The 17,970-nt window shown below is 39.0% G+C and carries 28 protein-coding genes; 2 read left to right on the top strand and 26 right to left on the bottom strand.

Annotated features, from left to right (window positions below):
- Nucleotides 1-249 precede the first annotated feature (249 nt).
- Nucleotides 250-465 carry a hypothetical protein gene (locus tag ACAN53_RS17435; RefSeq protein WP_379971427.1) on the bottom strand — a complete coding sequence of 72 codons (216 nt, stop codon included), beginning with the start codon at nt 463-465 and terminating at the stop codon, nt 250-252.
- Nucleotides 466-658: 193 nt separating this feature from the next.
- Between ACAN53_RS17435 and pdaB the strand changes: the two genes are divergently transcribed.
- Entirely contained in the window at nt 659-1,423 is a 765-nt protein-coding gene (gene pdaB / locus ACAN53_RS17430) for a polysaccharide deacetylase family sporulation protein PdaB (RefSeq protein WP_379971426.1), read from the top strand.
- Between the two features lie 41 nt (nt 1,424-1,464).
- Here pdaB and ACAN53_RS17425 read toward each other — a convergent pair whose 3' ends face one another.
- Nucleotides 1,465-2,082 carry a KinB-signaling pathway activation protein gene (locus ACAN53_RS17425; RefSeq protein ID WP_379971425.1) on the bottom strand — a complete coding sequence of 206 codons (618 nt, stop codon included), beginning with the start codon at nt 2,080-2,082 and terminating at the stop codon, nt 1,465-1,467.
- A gap of 148 nt (nt 2,083-2,230) precedes the next feature.
- Between ACAN53_RS17425 and gerD the strand changes: the two genes are divergently transcribed.
- Nucleotides 2,231-2,824, top strand: coding sequence for a spore germination lipoprotein GerD (gene gerD, locus ACAN53_RS17420; RefSeq protein WP_379971424.1), 594 nt, complete (start codon nt 2,231-2,233; stop codon nt 2,822-2,824).
- A 158-nt stretch (nt 2,825-2,982) separates the two neighbouring features.
- Here the strand turns inward: gerD and ACAN53_RS17415 are convergent, their stop codons facing one another.
- From ACAN53_RS17415 to rpsN, 24 genes are all read right to left on the bottom strand, one after another.
- Nucleotides 2,983-4,047: an Mrp/NBP35 family ATP-binding protein gene (locus tag ACAN53_RS17415; protein ID WP_379971423.1), complete on the bottom strand. Its 1,065-nt coding sequence runs from the start codon at nt 4,045-4,047 to the stop codon at nt 2,983-2,985.
- A 122-nt stretch (nt 4,048-4,169) separates the two neighbouring features.
- Nucleotides 4,170-4,883: an N-acetylmuramoyl-L-alanine amidase CwlD gene (cwlD, locus tag ACAN53_RS17410; RefSeq protein ID WP_379971422.1), complete on the bottom strand. Its 714-nt coding sequence runs from the start codon at nt 4,881-4,883 to the stop codon at nt 4,170-4,172.
- A 62-nt stretch (nt 4,884-4,945) separates the two neighbouring features.
- A complete protein-coding gene (locus ACAN53_RS17405) occupies nt 4,946-5,368 on the bottom strand; it encodes a DUF2521 family protein (RefSeq protein WP_379971421.1) in 423 nt (140 codons plus the stop codon).
- Nucleotides 5,369-5,600: 232 nt separating this feature from the next.
- Complete coding sequence (gene rpsI, locus ACAN53_RS17400; RefSeq protein ID WP_379971420.1) at nt 5,601-5,993, bottom strand: 30S ribosomal protein S9; 393 nt, start codon at nt 5,991-5,993, stop codon at nt 5,601-5,603.
- Nucleotides 5,994-6,015: 22 nt separating this feature from the next.
- Nucleotides 6,016-6,453, bottom strand: a complete 438-nt coding sequence (gene rplM, locus ACAN53_RS17395; RefSeq protein ID WP_379971419.1) for a 50S ribosomal protein L13 — start codon at nt 6,451-6,453, stop codon at nt 6,016-6,018.
- 154 nt (nt 6,454-6,607) lie between these two features.
- Nucleotides 6,608-7,351, bottom strand: a complete 744-nt coding sequence (gene truA, locus ACAN53_RS17390; RefSeq protein WP_379971418.1) for a tRNA pseudouridine(38-40) synthase TruA — start codon at nt 7,349-7,351, stop codon at nt 6,608-6,610.
- 6 nt (nt 7,352-7,357) lie between these two features.
- Nucleotides 7,358-8,152 carry an energy-coupling factor transporter transmembrane component T family protein gene (locus ACAN53_RS17385; protein WP_379971417.1) on the bottom strand — a complete coding sequence of 265 codons (795 nt, stop codon included), beginning with the start codon at nt 8,150-8,152 and terminating at the stop codon, nt 7,358-7,360.
- 2 nt (nt 8,153-8,154) lie between these two features.
- Nucleotides 8,155-9,021 carry an energy-coupling factor ABC transporter ATP-binding protein gene (locus tag ACAN53_RS17380; RefSeq protein ID WP_379971416.1) on the bottom strand — a complete coding sequence of 289 codons (867 nt, stop codon included), beginning with the start codon at nt 9,019-9,021 and terminating at the stop codon, nt 8,155-8,157.
- On the bottom strand, nt 8,997-9,839 hold the full coding sequence (locus tag ACAN53_RS17375) for an energy-coupling factor ABC transporter ATP-binding protein (RefSeq protein WP_379971415.1): 843 nt from the start codon (nt 9,837-9,839) through the stop codon (nt 8,997-8,999). Before ACAN53_RS17375 ends, ACAN53_RS17380 begins: the two co-directional genes overlap by 25 nt.
- A 253-nt stretch (nt 9,840-10,092) precedes the next feature.
- Entirely contained in the window at nt 10,093-10,455 is a 363-nt protein-coding gene (rplQ, locus tag ACAN53_RS17370) for a 50S ribosomal protein L17 (protein ID WP_379971414.1), read from the bottom strand.
- Nucleotides 10,456-10,499: 44 nt separating this feature from the next.
- Complete coding sequence (locus ACAN53_RS17365) at nt 10,500-11,444, bottom strand: DNA-directed RNA polymerase subunit alpha (protein ID WP_379971413.1); 945 nt, start codon at nt 11,442-11,444, stop codon at nt 10,500-10,502.
- Between the two features lie 179 nt (nt 11,445-11,623).
- A complete protein-coding gene (gene rpsK, locus ACAN53_RS17360; RefSeq protein WP_379971412.1) occupies nt 11,624-12,013 on the bottom strand; it encodes a 30S ribosomal protein S11 in 390 nt (129 codons plus the stop codon).
- A 24-nt stretch (nt 12,014-12,037) separates the two neighbouring features.
- Nucleotides 12,038-12,403, bottom strand: a complete 366-nt coding sequence (gene rpsM, locus ACAN53_RS17355) for a 30S ribosomal protein S13 (RefSeq protein WP_379971411.1) — start codon at nt 12,401-12,403, stop codon at nt 12,038-12,040.
- 18 nt (nt 12,404-12,421) lie between these two features.
- Complete coding sequence (gene rpmJ / locus ACAN53_RS17350) at nt 12,422-12,535, bottom strand: 50S ribosomal protein L36 (RefSeq protein WP_000868344.1); 114 nt, start codon at nt 12,533-12,535, stop codon at nt 12,422-12,424.
- 36 nt (nt 12,536-12,571) lie between these two features.
- Entirely contained in the window at nt 12,572-12,790 is a 219-nt protein-coding gene (gene infA, locus ACAN53_RS17345) for a translation initiation factor IF-1 (protein WP_379971409.1), read from the bottom strand.
- 384 nt (nt 12,791-13,174) lie between these two features.
- On the bottom strand, nt 13,175-13,825 hold the full coding sequence (locus ACAN53_RS17340) for an adenylate kinase (protein WP_379971408.1): 651 nt from the start codon (nt 13,823-13,825) through the stop codon (nt 13,175-13,177).
- Nucleotides 13,826-13,880: 55 nt separating this feature from the next.
- A complete protein-coding gene (secY, locus tag ACAN53_RS17335) occupies nt 13,881-15,179 on the bottom strand; it encodes a preprotein translocase subunit SecY (RefSeq protein ID WP_379971407.1) in 1,299 nt (432 codons plus the stop codon).
- Nucleotides 15,179-15,619, bottom strand: coding sequence for a 50S ribosomal protein L15 (gene rplO / locus ACAN53_RS17330; RefSeq protein WP_379971406.1), 441 nt, complete (start codon nt 15,617-15,619; stop codon nt 15,179-15,181). The genes secY and rplO overlap by 1 nt, the downstream gene beginning before the upstream one ends.
- Nucleotides 15,620-15,651: 32 nt before the next feature.
- Entirely contained in the window at nt 15,652-15,831 is a 180-nt protein-coding gene (gene rpmD, locus ACAN53_RS17325) for a 50S ribosomal protein L30 (RefSeq protein ID WP_379971405.1), read from the bottom strand.
- 19 nt (nt 15,832-15,850) lie between these two features.
- Nucleotides 15,851-16,351, bottom strand: a complete 501-nt coding sequence (gene rpsE, locus ACAN53_RS17320; protein ID WP_379971404.1) for a 30S ribosomal protein S5 — start codon at nt 16,349-16,351, stop codon at nt 15,851-15,853.
- A gap of 21 nt (nt 16,352-16,372) precedes the next feature.
- The gene (gene rplR / locus ACAN53_RS17315) at nt 16,373-16,735 is read right to left on the bottom strand and encodes a 50S ribosomal protein L18 (RefSeq protein ID WP_379971403.1); all 363 of its coding nucleotides are present in this window, start codon (nt 16,733-16,735) and stop codon (nt 16,373-16,375) included.
- Between the two features lie 32 nt (nt 16,736-16,767).
- Complete coding sequence (gene rplF / locus ACAN53_RS17310) at nt 16,768-17,307, bottom strand: 50S ribosomal protein L6 (protein ID WP_379971402.1); 540 nt, start codon at nt 17,305-17,307, stop codon at nt 16,768-16,770.
- A 26-nt stretch (nt 17,308-17,333) separates the two neighbouring features.
- Complete coding sequence (gene rpsH, locus ACAN53_RS17305; RefSeq protein WP_379971401.1) at nt 17,334-17,732, bottom strand: 30S ribosomal protein S8; 399 nt, start codon at nt 17,730-17,732, stop codon at nt 17,334-17,336.
- A gap of 29 nt (nt 17,733-17,761) precedes the next feature.
- Nucleotides 17,762-17,947 (bottom strand): 30S ribosomal protein S14, encoded by a 186-nt coding sequence (rpsN, locus tag ACAN53_RS17300; RefSeq protein ID WP_066072337.1) that lies wholly within the window; start codon nt 17,945-17,947, stop codon nt 17,762-17,764.
- Between the last annotated feature and the right edge of the window lie 23 nt (nt 17,948-17,970).

Here is a 17,970-nt window from a genome sequence, read left to right as displayed (position 1 = left end):
TCCTGAGCCAGGATCAAACTCTCCATAAAAGTTAAAGTTTGTCTAAGCTTTAAAAAATAAAACTGACGTTTCATGTTTTGTTTAGTTTTCAAAGAACTCATTATCGCTTAGCAGCGACTCAAACAATATAACACTTTTAAAAAATGATGTCAATCATTTTTTGTTTTATCATTTTCGCATCGCTTTCATATCAGCGACGGTTAATAATTTAACACATTATTATATGTATAGTCAACACTAATTTTAAAATTAGTGTATTCGTTTTCTCGTATACCGCATACATTCTTCCGGAGATGTAATTCGCATAAACAATTGAAAGACAATCATATAACGTTCTTCCATTGCTCGTTTTACAATATAATCAATACGCTCGTCTTCAAAATCAAACAACATCTCATCCATTTCTCTTTTTAACATATATTCTAATTCTCTCAATTCTTTTTCATTTACGATAAACGCTAGCACACCAACACCTCTTTACCCGAATTATTAGGATAATTATTTCCTAAATTTACTTTTTTATCCTTCCACGGAATATTTCCTACAAAAAATCCATTTTTCCAATCTGTTAGAACGCTAGCTACATTCTTTCGTCATGTTCCTTACACCAATCGCATATATGTAAATGAAATAGAATGGACAAGGGAGAGGATGACCAATGTTTTTCTTCTTTGTAACAAGCAAAGGAAAACTAAAACAAATAATGCTAATTATTGTGCTTTCCCTATTTACTGCATGGATCGTTTTTCTTCAAACATATTCTCAGCAAAGTGTTTTTTCTACTGCAACCGGACCAAAGGCCATTTATAAAGGGGATACTAGCAAAAAACAAGTTGCTCTAACATTTGACATTAGTTGGGGGGATGAAAAAGCAATTCCTATTTTAGACACATTAAAGCAGCAAAATGTGAAAAGTGCGACCTTTTTCTTATCTGCCTCTTGGGCCGAACGTCATCCTGATATTGTAGAACGAATTATGAAGGATGGACATGAAATTGGAAGTATGGGCTACAACTTTAAGGACTACACAACAATGGAGCCTACCTCTATTAGACAGGATCTAGCAAAGGCACACGATGTATTTACGAAGCTAGGAGTGAAACAAATTCATTTACTTCGTCCGCCAGGTGGTAATTTCAATAAAACTACTCTCCAAATAGCACATGAACAAGGAGATACAATCATCCATTGGAGCAACAATTCAGATGATTGGAGAAACGAAGGCGTTGACGCCATTGTTGCAAAAGTAACGAAAAACTTGCATCCTGGGGATATTATTTTGCTACATGCATCAGATTCTGTCCTCCAAACCAATACAGCACTTCCTATTTTGCTACAAAAGCTGCAAGCAGATGGATATTCAAATGTATCTATATCTGAGTTAATCGCAAATACAAAAGCAAAAACCCAGAACATCGAATAGCTATTTCATCATTAAAGCAAAAAAGGTAATGTACAAGGAGACTATCCCTTATACATTACCTTTTCTTTCTGTATAATTCGGTGCAACATAAGCAATTGATACGCATTGCATACTAATAACGGCACAAGCATCATATACATCCAATCACGATCATTTACACGAAGCGCAGGTACCCATTCGACAATAGTAGCTACAATCATAAAAAATAGAGCAGGAATGAAAGCTTGCCTATTTGTTTCTTTACTTTTAACAATCGCAATTACTAAAGCACTGACTAGTAGAAAAAGCGCAAGGAAAACATTCGAAAGAAAGGCTGCGCTATTATTTAATAAGACGAGGGATCGCAAGTATACAAAGTCGCAAAGAACAAACACTATTACTACCACTTGAAAGCCGTTCCATAACCAAATGGAACGAAACATATGTAAACCAAAACGGTGTAATGTTAAATACGCAAAAAAACCCATTTGACTCACAACACTAAAAATAAAACCAACACCTAGAAGCCAAAGAGAAACAATAACAAATTCCTTTATTTGAAAATTCAAAAAAATAATTTCGTACGTATTCCATCGCAAGCAAAGCCCTATTATGATTGTACTTACTCCTCCAAGCAATAACGTTGAAAAGAAAAAGCGAATCCATGTCTTACTGGTCAATAAGTCCACCTCCACCATAATTATACAAATGATTTCTGGTATTAAAATTGTAACAACCTATTTTACAAAAAGCTAGACATGTTTATGCATAATTTTACGCTAATTATTTATATTAAAAAAGAAAACGACGCGAAAGGGGCTCCGGCATATGAAACGGATTCCGTTACTAATATTATCTGCTGCTCTTATCCTTCTAGCTGCATGTGCACAGCAACAGCCCGCTAAAGCAGATCAAGGCTATGATCAGACGAAAAAAATGATTGTAGACATTTTAAAAACAGACGATGGAAAGAAGGCAATACAATCTGCATTGGCAGATGATAAGGTCAAAAATGCCCTTGTATTAGACGAAGCAGTCGTAAAAAAAGCGATTGAGGATGAAATATTATCCGATAAAGGACAGCAGTTTTGGCAGAAGATGTTTAGTGACCCGCAGTTTGCAACATCCTTTGCAAAAAGTATGGAAAAAGAACAAACCAATCTCATGAAAACATTGCTAAAGGATCCAGATTATCAAGCAGGTATCACGGATATTATGAAAAATCCTGAAGTAGAGAAAATTATGCTTAACGTAATGAAAAGCACAGACTATCGTAAGTACGTTCAACAAGTCATCACCGAAGCATCTGATAGTCCACTCTTCCAAACAAAAATGATCGACATTCTGACAAAGGCAATGCAGAAAGGCTCTAGTTCTGGCAGTTCTTCTGGTGGCTCTACTCAAAGTAAAAGCGGACAATAATGTTCAAATCAAACTTACTCTAGGAAAGACTGCTAAAAAAGGTATCCTTCTCTTAATAAGAGAAGGATACCTTTTTTTCTTTGCTGGTCATCAAAGCATTTGTATCCATGCAAGGAGGACACTGCATGACTTTTTCAGTGTCCTCTCCTCAGATGAGATTATTTACTTGGAACAGATGTTGCTTCAATAACATTGCTTGCAATTTGATTATATATTTGTCCAATCTTATGTTTTTCATCATAAACAGACGGTGCAAAGTCTTCCTTATCCCAGTCTGGTTGTTCTAACGGAATTTGGCCGAGTAGCTTCGTTTGTAAATCTTCGGCTAATTTTTGTCCGCCGCCTTTACCAAACACGTATTCTTTCTCTCCCGTTAACTTACTTTCAAAATATGACATGTTTTCAACCACACCGATAATTTTATGCTCTGTACGAAGTGCCATTGCACCTGCACGTGCTGCAACAAAGGCTGCTGTTGGATGAGGAGTTGTGATGATAATTTCGTTACAAACCGGTAGCATAGAATGAATGTCTAATGCTACATCTCCTGTTCCTGGTGGTAAATCTAGAACAAGATAATCAAGATCTCCCCATTCAACCTCTGTAAAGAAGTGATTTAGCATTTTCCCAAGCATCGGTCCACGCCAAATAACAGGAGCATTATCTTCCACGAAGAATCCCATTGAAATGACCTTAACACCTAATCGATCCACTGGGATAATTCGTTCCCCTCGAACGACTGGTCGATTTGTAATTCCCATCATATCTGGAACACTGAAGCCATAAATATCAGCATCAATAATACCGACCTTTTTCCCAAGGCGCGCCAAAGCAATAGCAAGATTCACAGAAACGGTAGATTTCCCTACGCCGCCTTTTCCACTTGCAATTGCCAAAAACTTTGTTTTCGTATCTTTAGCTAATAAAGTACTCGGTTCTTGCTGTTGTGCTGTACCGAAAGCTTGTAATTCTTCTTCAGTAAACTCCGTAAAACGAAGCCCCACTGTTTCTACCCCTAATTCCTTTACCAAATTCACGATTTCTGCCTGTAATTGCATCTGTTCTGCAGTTCCCGTTTTGGCAATCGCAACCTTAACACTAACATGTGCTTTTTCTGGCTTCACGCTTATTTCTCGGATCGCATTCGTATCCTTTAACGTTTTATGTAAAAACGGATCAACCACTTTTTCTAGTACTTGTTCTACTTGTTCCTTCGTTATCATGCGTGATTCCACCACCTATTCAGTATTTAACGTATCGGTCTCTCCACGAGTACGATATTGCGTTTTCATTTTCAGTATACCAATTATTCTAGTCACTGACCATCGAAAACCCTCCCACGTGTTTACTCAGGAGGGTTTCCTTTTTCAGTGAAATACCGAAGAATTCCGCGATAAATGGCAGCCGCCACCTTTTGCTGGTATTTCTCAGAATTCAACAAGTAACGTTCATTCACATTAGATAAAAAGCCAGCCTCTACCAATGCACCCGGTGCCTTTGCATACTTAAGCAAATAAATGTTACTAATTGTTTTTGCACTACGCGTTGTATTCTCCAAACTTGTTCGCAATTCTGCCTGTATAAATTTAGCTACCCGTTCATTTTCAACTAATGAACGCGTGTAGAATGTTTGCGCCCCGGAGGAATTACTAACCGGGATAGCATTTAAATGGATACTTACAAACAAATCGGTTCCAGACTGATTTATTAGCTTGACTCGCTTTTGTAAATCCTCAGTCTTGCGTTTACTATACCCTTTCGTATCCTCATTCGCTAAATCTTCGTCTTCATCTCTCGTTAAAATAACAAGTGCGCCTTGCTCCTGTAAATAGTCTTGTACTTTTTTTGTAATTTCTAATGTTATGTTTTTCTCAATGATTTCATTTCCTCCAACTGCCCCGCCATCAGGTCCTCCATGTCCCGCATCCAATACAATGATTTTCCCCGTTAACGGCAAGTTCCATGACTTCCATGACTTTGTAATTTGAAATTCTTGCCGTAAGAGAAAAATAAAGAAAATACTTGCAATAATCAGGGACATGATTCTAATTTTTCTCATACTTTTCCCTCCTGCACGTCCTATACTTACTTATATGGGACAAGGTGCAGGATTATGAGTAGTTATGATAACCGAAGTTTATATCTTCGTTCTCCTTTGTCAAACCCTTCCTTCCACCAAGACGAAATATACGCTTGGCACAGATCATATAAAGCTTCCTGCTCCGAAATTTCATTCGGAACAATCATAAGAAAATCAAATAGCGAATCCGCTAAACACTGTTCATCATATGCAGAGCGTAGCTTTACATCTAGTAAGGATTCACCCTTATATCCAAATTTACTGTATCTTCCTCCCAGTAAATATGCTTCAATCGCTACCTCCATACAATACTCTTCAAACGCATGATAGCGCGGTATATGTGGAAAAAAAGAGATCCGTACTCGTTTTCGAATAATTGAAAGGGAGAGATCTCGAAGTAATCTTCTCTCAAACGTAAGCTGTTTTTCATTTTGACGTTTGTTAAAGGTAGTAATAACTGTCACGTATCCACCTCCCTATTCCATATTCTTGGCGAGTTTGTATAGAACATTCGAATCAAAATATTCCAATAGAATATTTAATCTGTGGTAGATGGTAAATCACTTTCATAGGAGTAGATAAGACAGGAACTAACATTGATGAAACATAACGAAGAAATTTTGAAATGAGAGCGGTATACAGATGAATTTTCCCAATAAAAATACCCTTTCTCGAAAGAAAGGGTATAAAACAATATTAACGTTTTGAGAATTGAGGTGCGCGACGAGCGCCTTTAAGACCGTATTTCTTACGTTCTTTCATACGTGCGTCACGAGTTAACAATCCAGCACGTTTTAGAGATAAACGGTATTCTGGATCTGCTTTTAATAATGCTCTTGAAATACCGTGACGAATTGCACCAGCTTGACCAGTGTATCCGCCGCCGTTTACGTTTACAAGAACATCATAGTTGCCAAGAGTTTCTGTCACAACTAGAGGTTGTTTTACAACTTCACGTAGTGCAGCAAATGGAATGTAATTTTCAAATTCACGACCGTTGATGATAACGCGTCCTTCACCAGGAACTAAGCGTACGCGTGCAACTGAACTCTTACGACGTCCAGTACCATAATATTGTACCTGTGCCAAAATAAGCCCTCCTTTAATTCTATTATCCGCGAAGTTCGTAAACTTCAGGTTTTTGTGCTTCGTGTTTATGCTCAGTACCAGCATACACTTTTAACTTTTTAATCATTTGGCTACCTAAGCTATTCTTTGGAAGCATGCCTCTTACAGCTCTTTCGATCATTTGTACTGGATAGTTAGTACGCATTTCTAGAGCCGTTCTTTGTTTTAATCCACCTGGATACATGCTGTGACGATAATAAATTTTACCGTTCAATTTGTTTCCTGTTAAATGTACTTTTTCTGCGTTGATAATAATTACGTGATCACCAGTGTCAACGTTTGGTGTAAAAGTTGGTTTGTTTTTTCCGCGCAAAATGGATGCAACTTCAGTTGCTAGACGTCCTAAAGTTTTACCTTCAGCATCTACTAGATACCATTTACGCTCAACTTCGCTAGCTTTTGCCATGAAAGTCGTACGCATATGTGATTCCCTCCTACTTGTTATTTATCGTAACTGCATTCATTGTTTATCTTAAACACGATTAATTTCCGGGGCTAATCGTGGTTTTAGAAACAATACCATATGTTATGATATCGTTAAGAGAAGTCAATGTCAAGCAAATGTTACACCAGGATTAGTTGTTATACGAAACTTGCCATAAATATAATCCGTGACCCGGTGCTGTCTTCCCTGCTAAGCTTCTATCTCGCATTTCTAGAATGTGTGATAGCTGCGTAGGCTCTATTTTCCCTTGTCCTACATCAAGTAAAGTACCTACGATAATTCGGACCATATTATAAAGAAATCCATCTCCGACAAAGCGAAATATGATTTCATCTTCCTCTATTGTCATCTCCAGTGTATAAATGGTTCTCACTTTATCCTCAATCTCTGTTTTTGCTGAACAAAATGAAGTGAAATCATGTGTACCAATAAAATAAGGAATCGCTTCCTCTATTTTATTTATACTAAGCTGATAGGGAACATGATAGGCATAGTGTCTTCGAAACACATCTCTACGGTTAGAAAGGAGAACTCGATAGCGATATTCTTTCCGAATAACCTGAAACCTAGCATGAAAGTCATCGCTCACCTTTTCCACACTCTGAATTGCCACATCCTTTGGAAGCTGCGAATTAAGAGCTGCGACCCAGCGTTCCTCTGTTAAACATAGCGGAGAATCAAAGTGAAACACTTGCCCTCTAGCATGAACCGTAGCATCCGTTCTACCTGATGCATAGATACGAACATTCGTTCCTTTGTGGATATTTTGCAATACTTCCTCTATAACAAGCTGAACCGTCCGCTTGTTGTTTTGAACTTGATACCCATGAAAATAAGTTCCATCATATGTTACTATGCATTTTAGTCGTTCCATTTTTTCTCACCATCGTGTTAAAAGTAAAAGTACCGTAAGAACAAGTAAACTTATAAGTGCAACTGTATCCTTGCCTTTCCAAAGAAGCTGACGAAATTTTGTCCGTCCTTCTCCACCGCGATACCCTCTAGCTTCCATTGCAATTGCTAAGTCCTCAGCACGTCTGAATGCGTTAATAAAAAGGGGAACTAGCAACGATACAACCGCCTTCAAGCGGTCAGAAATGGGTCCTCCTGCGAAATCGGTGCCACGCGAAGCCTGTGCCTTCATAATTTTCTCTGTTTCTTCCATTAAAGTTGGAATAAAGCGAAGGGAAATTGACATCATAAGTGCGATTTCATGAACAGGCAGTCCAAATCGTTTGAATGGACGCAACAATGCTTCCATTCCATCTGTAATTTCAATAGGCGTAGTTGTTAGTGTTAATAATGTAGTGATAATAATGATGATGAAGAACCGCAAGGATATAAAAATCCCTTGCTCCAGACCTTTTTGATATATGGAAACCCAGCCTACTTGGAACAAGACAGATCCTTCTTTTGTTGTAAAAACATGAAGGAGGAAAGTAAACAGAAAAATCCAAAGTACTGGCTTTAATCCGGTGGCTATATAGCGTATCGGTACACGAGATAATACAAGAGGAAGGATTGAGAATACGAGTAATAAACTATATGAAGCTACATTATTCGCTAAGAACACGATAAATACGTATAAGAAAACAATGGTTAGCTTTGCTCTTGGATCAAGCTGATGAACAAGAGATTGCCCTGGAATGTATTTGCCGATAATAAGCTGTTGCATGTTCAGGCTTCTCCTTTTTTCATAATATTTATTACTTCCTCTGCTAGATTGTCCATTGTAAGCGGAGAAGATGCTATTCTAACTCCCAATTTCTCTTCAATTATTTGTTTATATCGCAGTGTAATCGGAAGAGATACACCAATTTGTTCTAGTTGCTCTCCTTGTGAAAACACTTCTTCCGGTGTTCCCTTTAAAAAAACAGTTCCTTTTTCCATAACTACGATTTGATCTGCATAGGCTGCAGCATCCTCCATATTATGAGTAACAAGAACTACAGTAATGCCTTGCTCCTTATGAAGACGATAAAACATCTGCATCAGATCTTTTTGTCCTCTTGGATCTAATCCAGCAGTTGGTTCATCTAGTACAAGCACTTCAGGAGACATCGCGAGAACACCAGCAATCGCCACTCTTCGCATCTGTCCTCCGCTAAGTTCAAATGGGGATTTGGTTAGCAACTCAGTCGATAACCCTACCAATTTCAAAACTTCAGCTGCTTTTTCCTTGGCTTTCTTTTCACCTATACCAAAGTTTTTAGGGCCATAGCATATATCCTTTTCTACGGTTTCCTCAAAGAGCTGATGTTCAGGAAACTGGAAAACTACACCTACTCGTTTTCGAAGAGGTTTTAGTTTCTTTTCTTTTTTCTTTGAAGAAATGATGAAATCCCCTACTTGAACCATTCCATCCGTTGGCTGCAATAGACCATTTAAATGTTGGATGATCGTCGATTTCCCGGATCCAGTATGACCAATCACGGCGTAATATTTTCCGCTTTCAATAGAGATAGTAATGTCATAAATCGCCAATCGTTCAAACGGCGTATTACGTTGATAGCGATGCTCTACTTTTTCGAATGTAATGTCCAAAGCTCGTTCACCAAACTTTCCATTGTTAGATGCATATTCTTTACATCGATTCCATTTCGTTTTAATAAATCCGCAAATTTCACAGAAAAAGGAGCATCTAATCCTAGTTTCTGTAATTCATCTATATGCTGAAATACCTGTTTGGGAGTTCCTTCTTGCACCAAAACACCATTATTTAAAACGAAAATACGATCAGATTGTGCAGCCTCTTCTAGATCATGTGTAATCGATACGACTGTAATTCCCTTCGAACGAACTAAGTTACGAACCGTTTCTACTACCTCCCTGCGACCTTTTGGATCTAGCATGGAAGTTGCTTCATCTAAGATTAGGATAGATGGCTGAAGTGCCAATACACTAGCAATGGCAACACGTTGTTTCTGACCACCTGATAAAGAATGGGGTTCTTGCTCTACGAAATCATTCATACCCACCAATGATAGTGCATATTCCATCCGCTCTATCATTTTTTCACGGGGCATACCGAAATTTTCTAATCCAAATGCTATATCATCCTTTACCGTCGTTCCAACAAACTGATTGTCTGGATTTTGAAATACCATCCCAATTTGCTTTCGCACGTCCCAAATTGTTTCCTCTGTCAGTACAATTTCACCATCAGCAATAATACTACCGGAAGTCGGAAGCAGCAGACCATTTAAGAGCTTTGCTAACGTAGATTTCCCCGAACCATTTTGACCTATGATAGAAATCCATTCACCTTCCGTAATAGAGAGAGAAACGTCCTGCAGGGCATTGGACTCAGCACGTGGATATCGAAAGGATAATCGATCAATGCGAAGCTTTTCACGTTTCAAAATCACGACACCCTCTCGTATTATTTCCTAAGAAATATCAAAAAGCGACAATGAAAAGCGGAGCCGGCTCGCTTTGCTCCGGAGGTCAGAGGTTCTCTGGCCAGAGGAGCAAGCCGGCGAAGCATGACATCACCGAAATACGTAGCCGGCACACACTATTTCCATTTTGATAATAGGAAAGCTGTGTATACAAAAAAAGGGCTGTGACCAGTAACTTAAAAAAGCACTGTCCTGCCCTTTAATTATCTATCAATTAAACAAGTTCAATAATTACCATTGGAGCACCGTCGCCGCGACGAGGACCGATTTTAGCGATACGAGTGTATCCACCTTGACGGTCAGTATAGCGAGGAGCGATGTCTGCAAATAATTTTTGCAATGCATCTTGCTTTGTTTCAGCGTTTGCTACTTCGTTACGAACATAAGAAGCTGCTTGGCGACGGGAATGAAGATCTCCCTGTTTGCCTAAAGTAATCATTTTTTCTACTACTGAACGAAGCTCTTTTGCACGAGTTTCAGTCGTTTGTATACGTTCATTGATGATTAAGTCTGTAGTCAAATCACGTAGCATAGCTTTACGTTGCGCGCTTGTACGGCCTAATTTTCTGTATCCCATTCGTAGTTCCCTCCTTCGTTGGTTTATAACAAAACAAAGAAACCTTAGTCGTCTTTACGTAAACCTAAGCCTAATTCTTCAAGCTTATGCTTTACTTCTTCTAAGGATTTACGTCCTAAGTTGCGAACCTTCATCATATCTTCTTCTGTTTTGTTAGCAAGCTCTTGTACTGTATTGATACCAGCACGTTTTAAGCAGTTATAAGAACGAACAGAAAGATCTAATTCTTCAATTGTCATTTCTAGAACTTTCTCTTTTTGATCTTCTTCTTTTTCGACCATAATTTCAGCATTTTGTGCCTCGTCAGTTAATCCAACGAATATATTCAAATGCTCCGTTATGATTTTAGCTCCTAACGATATTGCTTCTTTCGGTCCGATGCTTCCATCCGTCCAAACATCGAGCGTCAATTTATCGTAATTTGCTACTTGACCAACACGAGTATTTTCAACCGTATACGTAACGCGAGAAATCGGTGTATAGATCGAATCAATAGGAATGACACCTATAGGTTGATCTTCTCCCTTATTTGCATCAGCTGGTGTATAACCACGACCGCGCTTTGCAGTTAGGCGCATGCGAAAATGCGTATCTTTTGCTAACGTTGCAATGTGTAAATCTGGATTTAAGATTTCTACATCACTATCGTGCGTAATATCCGCAGCTGTGACAACACCTTGCCCCTGAACATCAATCTCAAGTGTTTTTTCTTCTTCGGAGTAAATCTTAAGAGCTAATTTCTTAATATTTAAGATAATCATAGTGACATCTTCGACAACGCCCTCGATTGTTGAAAACTCATGTAATACTCCGTCAACTTGGATTGCTGTTACAGCAGCACCAGGGAGTGAGGATAATAAGATACGACGTAGGGAATTACCCAAAGTAGTACCATATCCACGCTCAAGTGGTTCGATAACGAATTTACCGTACTTAGCATCCTCGTTAATTTCAACCGTTTCGATTTTCGGTTTTTCAATTTCGATCATGTATTAAACCCTCCTTCAAAACGTCGAAACCCCGGCTAGACAACTTGATATTGTCTAACCGAAAGTCCCCCTTTGGCAGTTCGCGATTGTGCACAACAAGCGATGTTTCTGTAAACAATTTTCGAAAATATTGTATCATATCCCATTATAGACAAGGAAAGAAAATCTATACAGAAAAACTACACACGGCGACGTTTTGGCGGACGGCATCCGTTATGAGGTACTGGAGTAACGTCGCGAATTGCTGTTACTTCAAGACCTGCAGCTTGAAGCGCACGAATAGCAGCTTCACGACCAGCACCAGGGCCTTTAACAGTTACCTCTAAAGTTTTCAAACCATGTTCCATAGATGTTTTTGCAGCTGTTTCAGCAGCCATTTGCGCTGCAAATGGTGTAGACTTACGAGATCCACGGAATCCAAGTGCACCAGCACTGGACCAAGAAAGTGCGTTACCATGAACGTCTGTAATTGTTACAATTGTGTTATTGAAAGTAGAGCGAATATGCGCAATACCTGCTTCAATATTCTTTCTCACACGACGTTTACGAGTGTTTGTTTTGCGTGCCATTGATGTTCAACCTCCTTTACTTACTTATTTCTTCTTATTCGCTACTGTACGACGAGGACCTTTACGTGTACGTGCATTATTCTTCGTATTTTGACCACGAACTGGTAAACCACGGCGATGGCGTAAACCACGAAAAGAACCAATTTCCATTAGACGTTTAATGTTTAGGGAAACTTCACGACGAAGGTCACCTTCTACTTTAAGACGATCCACGATGTCACGAATCTTACCTAATTCTTCTTCTGTTAAATCACGAACTCGAGTATCAACTGATACGCCTGCTTCTTCCAAAATTTGTTCAGAAGTAGAGCGACCAATACCGTATACATATGTTAAAGAAATTACAACACGCTTGTCACGTGGAACATCTACACCTGCAATACGAGCCATTTAAAACACCTCCTTCAATTAACCTTGTTTTTGCTTGTGCTTAGGATTTTCACAGATAACCATTACTTTACCTCTTCTGCGAATAACTTTACATTTTTCACAGATCGGTTTGACAGATGGTCTTACTTTCATATCTCTAACCTCCTTAAAGATTACGGAGTGCTATAATTATTTAAAACGGTACGTAATACGTCCACGATTTAAGTCATAGGGTGATAATTCTACCGTAACTTTATCTCCTGGTAAAATACGAATAAAATTCATACGGATTTTTCCAGAAACGTGAGCCAGTATGATATGCCCGTTTTCTAGTTCCACTTTAAACATAGCATTTGGTAACGTTTCAACAACCTTGCCTTCAATCTCAATTACATCATCTTTAGCCATTCCATGTTCTCCCTTCTTCAAATCAGTAAGCGTCTAGACTGCCCTGAAATCTCGGAGAGGTAAGCTACTTAGGTTTGTCAAGACTTCGCATCCCCACTTTACGTGGTATGTGACGAGCTTCATGTAAGTGTTGCCCAATCCCAGTTCTGGCATACCCTTATAGATGTAAAACTATTTACGTCTAAATAGTCCTAACCGTGTAAGAAATGCCCGAAAGCTGTTCATAAGATTTTACATGCTCCAAACCAAGATACAACGATTTCTCTATAACATCAAGCAGCTTTTTGAACAGATTCCAAAATCTTTCCGATCCGGTACGTCCATACAGCGACTTCATAACAACTAATCCTACTAACATCATTATAGATGTTAGTTTAAAAGGGATTATACGAGTTTGCTGACAAGCTCACGAATGTCTGCAAATACCGTATCAATCTCTTGTTCACCGTTGATACTTCTTACATAACCAAGCTCTCCATAGAAGTCGAGTAAATACCCAGTTTGTTTCATATTTACTTCTAAACGATTTGCGACTGTTTCTTCATTATCATCAGAGCGTTGATAAAGCTCTCCACCACATTTATCACAAACTCCCTCTGCATGAGGAGGATTGAAGACCAAATGATAAGTAGAGCCACAGCTCTTACAAATTCGTCTACCTGTAAGCCGTTTAAGCAACAGATCAGGATTGACTTGAATATTTAAAACATAGTCAATTTTCTTGCCAAGATCTTGCATAATTTCTTCAAGAGCAGAAGCTTGTGCTACAGTTCTTGGAAAACCATCAAGCAAAAATCCTTTTTTACAATCGTCTTTGCTTAACCGTTCACGAACTATACCAATTGTGACTTCATCTGGAACTAGACCGCCTTTATCCATGAAGGACTTTGCCTGCAATCCAAGTTCAGTTCCATCCTTAATTGCTGCACGAAACATGTCACCTGTAGAAATATGTGGGATCTTATACTCAGCAACAATCCGTTCAGCTTGTGTACCTTTCCCAGCACCAGGTAGCCCCATTAAAATAAGATTCATCTTAATTCCCCCTATAGGCTAATGAGCGTCAAAGGAAGAAAAACTTCCCAATAGCTCATTCTTTAATAAAACCTTTGTAATGGCGCTTTACTAATTGACTTTCAAGCTGTTTCATCGTTTCTAACGCAACCCCAATGACAATCAGTAAACTAGTTCCACCGATTTGTGCAGATGATGGGAGATTGGCTATTTGAATGAATATAACAGGCAAAATTGCAATTGCTGCAAGAAAGATTGCACCTACAAACGTTAACCGGTACAAGGTTTTAGTTAAGTATTGTTCCGTATTCTTACCCGGGCGAATACCAGGAACATACCCACCTTGTTTATTTAGATTTTCAGCCATCTGTTCAGGATTGACTTGAACGAATGCATAGAAATAAGTAAAGGCGATAATTAAAGCAACATATACAATCATTCCCACAGGATGAGAATAGTTAAAGTTTTGAATAATCCATTGCGATACATTACTTTGCGGAAAAAACTGAGCAATTGTTGGTGGTGTGATCAAGAAAGAAACAGCGAAAATAACTGGAATGACACCTGCACTATTTACTTTTAACGGTAAATGCGTGCTTTGTACATTTCCATAAGAGCTACTTCCTGCTGTACTCTTAGCGTACTGAATCGGAATTTTCCGAGTAGCTTGTTGAATGTAGATAACACCAACAATAACTGCTAATACAGCTATTAGGATCAATACGATTTTCAAAACACTTAGAAATAGTTGATCTCCAGCATTTTGAAACTGCTGAATATAAACTTGGTTCACAATATTTGGAATTGCTGCGGCGATACCAGCAAAAATGATAATAGAAATACCATTACCAACGCCATTTGCTGTGATCTGCTCACCAAGCCACATTAAAAATGCCGTTCCTGCTGTTAAAACCGTCGCAATATACAAATAGGTTGCCCAACCTGGATTTACTATCAATTGTCCGTTTGCTAGATTATTAAATCCGATTGACATCGCAATGGCTTGGATAAACGCTAAGACGATAGTTAGGTAACGGGTAAATTGAGTTAACTTACGACGTCCCATCTCACCTTGGTTTTTCCATTCCGTAAACTTCGGAACTACATCCATTTGCAATAGCTGTACAATAATGGATGATGTAATGTATGGCATAATTCCCATCGCGAAGATAGAGAAATTCTTTAAGGCTCCTCCACCAAACGTGTTTAAAATGCCTAGTGCATTTAACGAGTCTTGCGCTTTTAGTACATCCGCGTTGACGTTTGGCACCGGAATAAAAGTCCCGATGCGAAAAACGACCAACATTGCAAGGGTGAACAAAATCTTACGTCTTATCTCAGCAACGCGCATAAAGTTGGAGATTGTGCGAAACATTAAATCACCTCAGTTTTGCCACCAGCAGCTTCAATTGCTTCTACGGCAGTTGAAGAAAACTTGTGAGCTTTAACAGTAAGTTTCTTTTCTAACTTACCACTTGCAAGAATTTTAACACCATTATTTACTTTGCTAATAACTCTCGTTTCAAGCAATAATTCAGGTGTTACTTCTGTACCATCTTCAAAGCGATTTAATGCAGAAAGGTTAACGATTACGAATTCCTTGCGGTTGATATTCGTAAATCCACGTTTTGGTAAACGACGGAACAATGGTGTTTGACCACCTTCGAATCCAAGACGAACGCCTCCACCAGAACGAGCGTTTTGTCCTTTATGACCTTTACCAGCAGTTTTACCGTTACCAGAACCGATACCGCGACCGACACGGTTACGAACTTTACGAGAACCTTCAGCAGGCTTTAATTCATGAAGTTTCATTCTTAAGCACCTCCTTATAGTAAAATTGATTATTAAGCTTCTTTAACCGTTACAAGGTGAGAAACTTTTGTGATCATGCCGCGAATCGCAGGAGATTCTTCTTTGACTACAGTTTGTTGAAGCTTACGTAAGCCAAGAGCTTCTACTGTTGCACGTTGATCTTGCGGACGACCAATTACACTACGAGTGAGGGTGATTTCTAACTTTGCCATTTCATTTCCCTCCTTATTTTTAGCCTAGTAGCTCTTCTACAGATTTGCCACGCAATTTTGCTACTACATCAGCACTTTTTAGATTACTTAAACCACTAATAGTGGCACGAATCATATTTACAGGTGTGTTAGATCCTAAAGATTTAGAAAGAATATCTTGAACACCAGCTAATTCAAGCACTGCACGAACTGGGCCACCAGCGATAACGCCAGTACCTTCTGCGGCAGGTTTCAAGAATACTGATCCAGCTCCGAACTGACCAAGTATTACGTGAGGAATAGTTGTGCCAACAAGTGGTACAGTAATTAAGTTTTTCTTAGCATCTTCGATAGCTTTACGGATAGCATCTGGAACTTCTTGTGCTTTTCCAGTACCGAAACCTACATGGCCGTTCTTATCTCCAACAACAACCAATGCAGCAAAACGAAAACGACGTCCGCCCTTTACAACCTTAGCGACACGGTTAATCGTAACTACGCGTTCTTCAAGTTCTAATTTGCTTGGGTCAATGCGATTCATGTATTTTCCCTCCTTTGACCATTAAAATTGTAATCCAGCTTCGCGTGCAGCATCAGCTAACGCTTTAACACGACCGTGGTATATATATCCGCCGCGATCAAATACTACTTCTTTAATACCTTTTTCAATAGCACGTTTTGCAACTACTTCTCCGACTGTTGTAGCTGCAGTAGTATTGCTAGTACCTTCGAAAGAAAGTTCTTTATCAAGAGTAGATGCACTTGCAATCGTAACACGATTAACATCATCAATTACTTGTGCATAAATGTGTTGATTAGAACGAAATACATTCAAACGTGGACGCTCAGCAGTACCTGTTAGCTTCGTACGTACACGTGCGTGTCTTTTTCTACGAATGGCATTTTTATCAGGCTTCGTGATCATTTATGTCACTCCTTTCCTATCACATAACGAAATTACTTAGCTGTTTTACCTTCTTTACGACGAACAAATTCGCCTTCATAACGAATACCTTTACCTTTGTAAGGTTCAGGAGCACGAACCGCACGAATGTTAGCAGCTACTTCACCAACACGTTGCTTGTCGATACCTTTAATGATGATTTTTGTATTAGCAGGAACTTCGATTTCAATTCCTTCTTCTGGATCAAATTCAACTGGATGAGAGTATCCAACGCTTAGTACCAGTTTTTTACCTTGCTTTTGAGCACGGTATCCAACCCCGATCAATTCAAGACTACGTTGAAAGCCGTTTGTAACACCTTCCACCATGTTCCCGATTAAAGAACGAGTCGTACCGTGAAGAGCGCGATGCGCTTTATCATCAGAAGGACGTTCTACTGCTAGAACGTTATCTTCGATTTTAATAATCATATCAGCATGAAAAACACGAGTAAGTTCACCTTTAGGACCTTTAACTGTTACAGAGTTATGTTCGTCAACTGTAATTGTTACGCCTGCAGGAATTTCAAGAATCTTTTTCCCAATACGAGACATTTGTCACACCTCCGTTCGTTTCAAAATTACCAAACGTATGCTACGATTTCTCCACCTGTTTGTGCTTGACGAGCTTGTTTGTCCGTCATAACACCTTGAGATGTAGAAACAATTGCAATACCTAATCCGTTAAGTACACGTGGTACTTCGTCAGCCTTTGCGTATACGCGAAGACCTGGTTTACTAATACGCTTTAATCCAGTGATTACGCGTTCGCTATTTGGACCGTATTTCAAGAAAATACGAAGAACACCTTGCTTGTTGTCCTCAATGTATTCTACATCGCGAACGAAACCTTCACGTTTCAAGATTTCTGCAATTTCCTTCTTAACATTAGAAGCAGGAACTTCTAATTTATCGTGACGTACCATGTTCGCATTACGGATGCGAGTAAGCATATCTGCAATAGGGTCTGTCATCACCATTTGTGTTACCTCCTTCCCATTTTCGGGTTTTACCAACTTGCTTTTTTAATGCCAGGAATTTGTCCTTTATATGCTAATTCACGGAAACAAATACGGCAAAGTTTGAATTTACGGTATACAGAGTGTGGACGACCACAACGTTCGCAGCGTGTATACTCTTGAACCTTAAACTTTGGAGTACGTTTTTGCTTCGCAATCATTGATTTTTTAGCCACGTTTTCGCCTCCTCTACTTAGCG

It is taken from the genome of Ectobacillus soli (assembly GCF_042610425.1).
In the GTDB taxonomy this organism is placed as follows: Bacteria; Bacillota; Bacilli; order Bacillales; family Bacillaceae_G; genus Ectobacillus.
The sequence above is the reverse complement of the archived record's forward strand: the minus strand, read 5'-3'. Positions and strand labels throughout refer to the sequence as shown.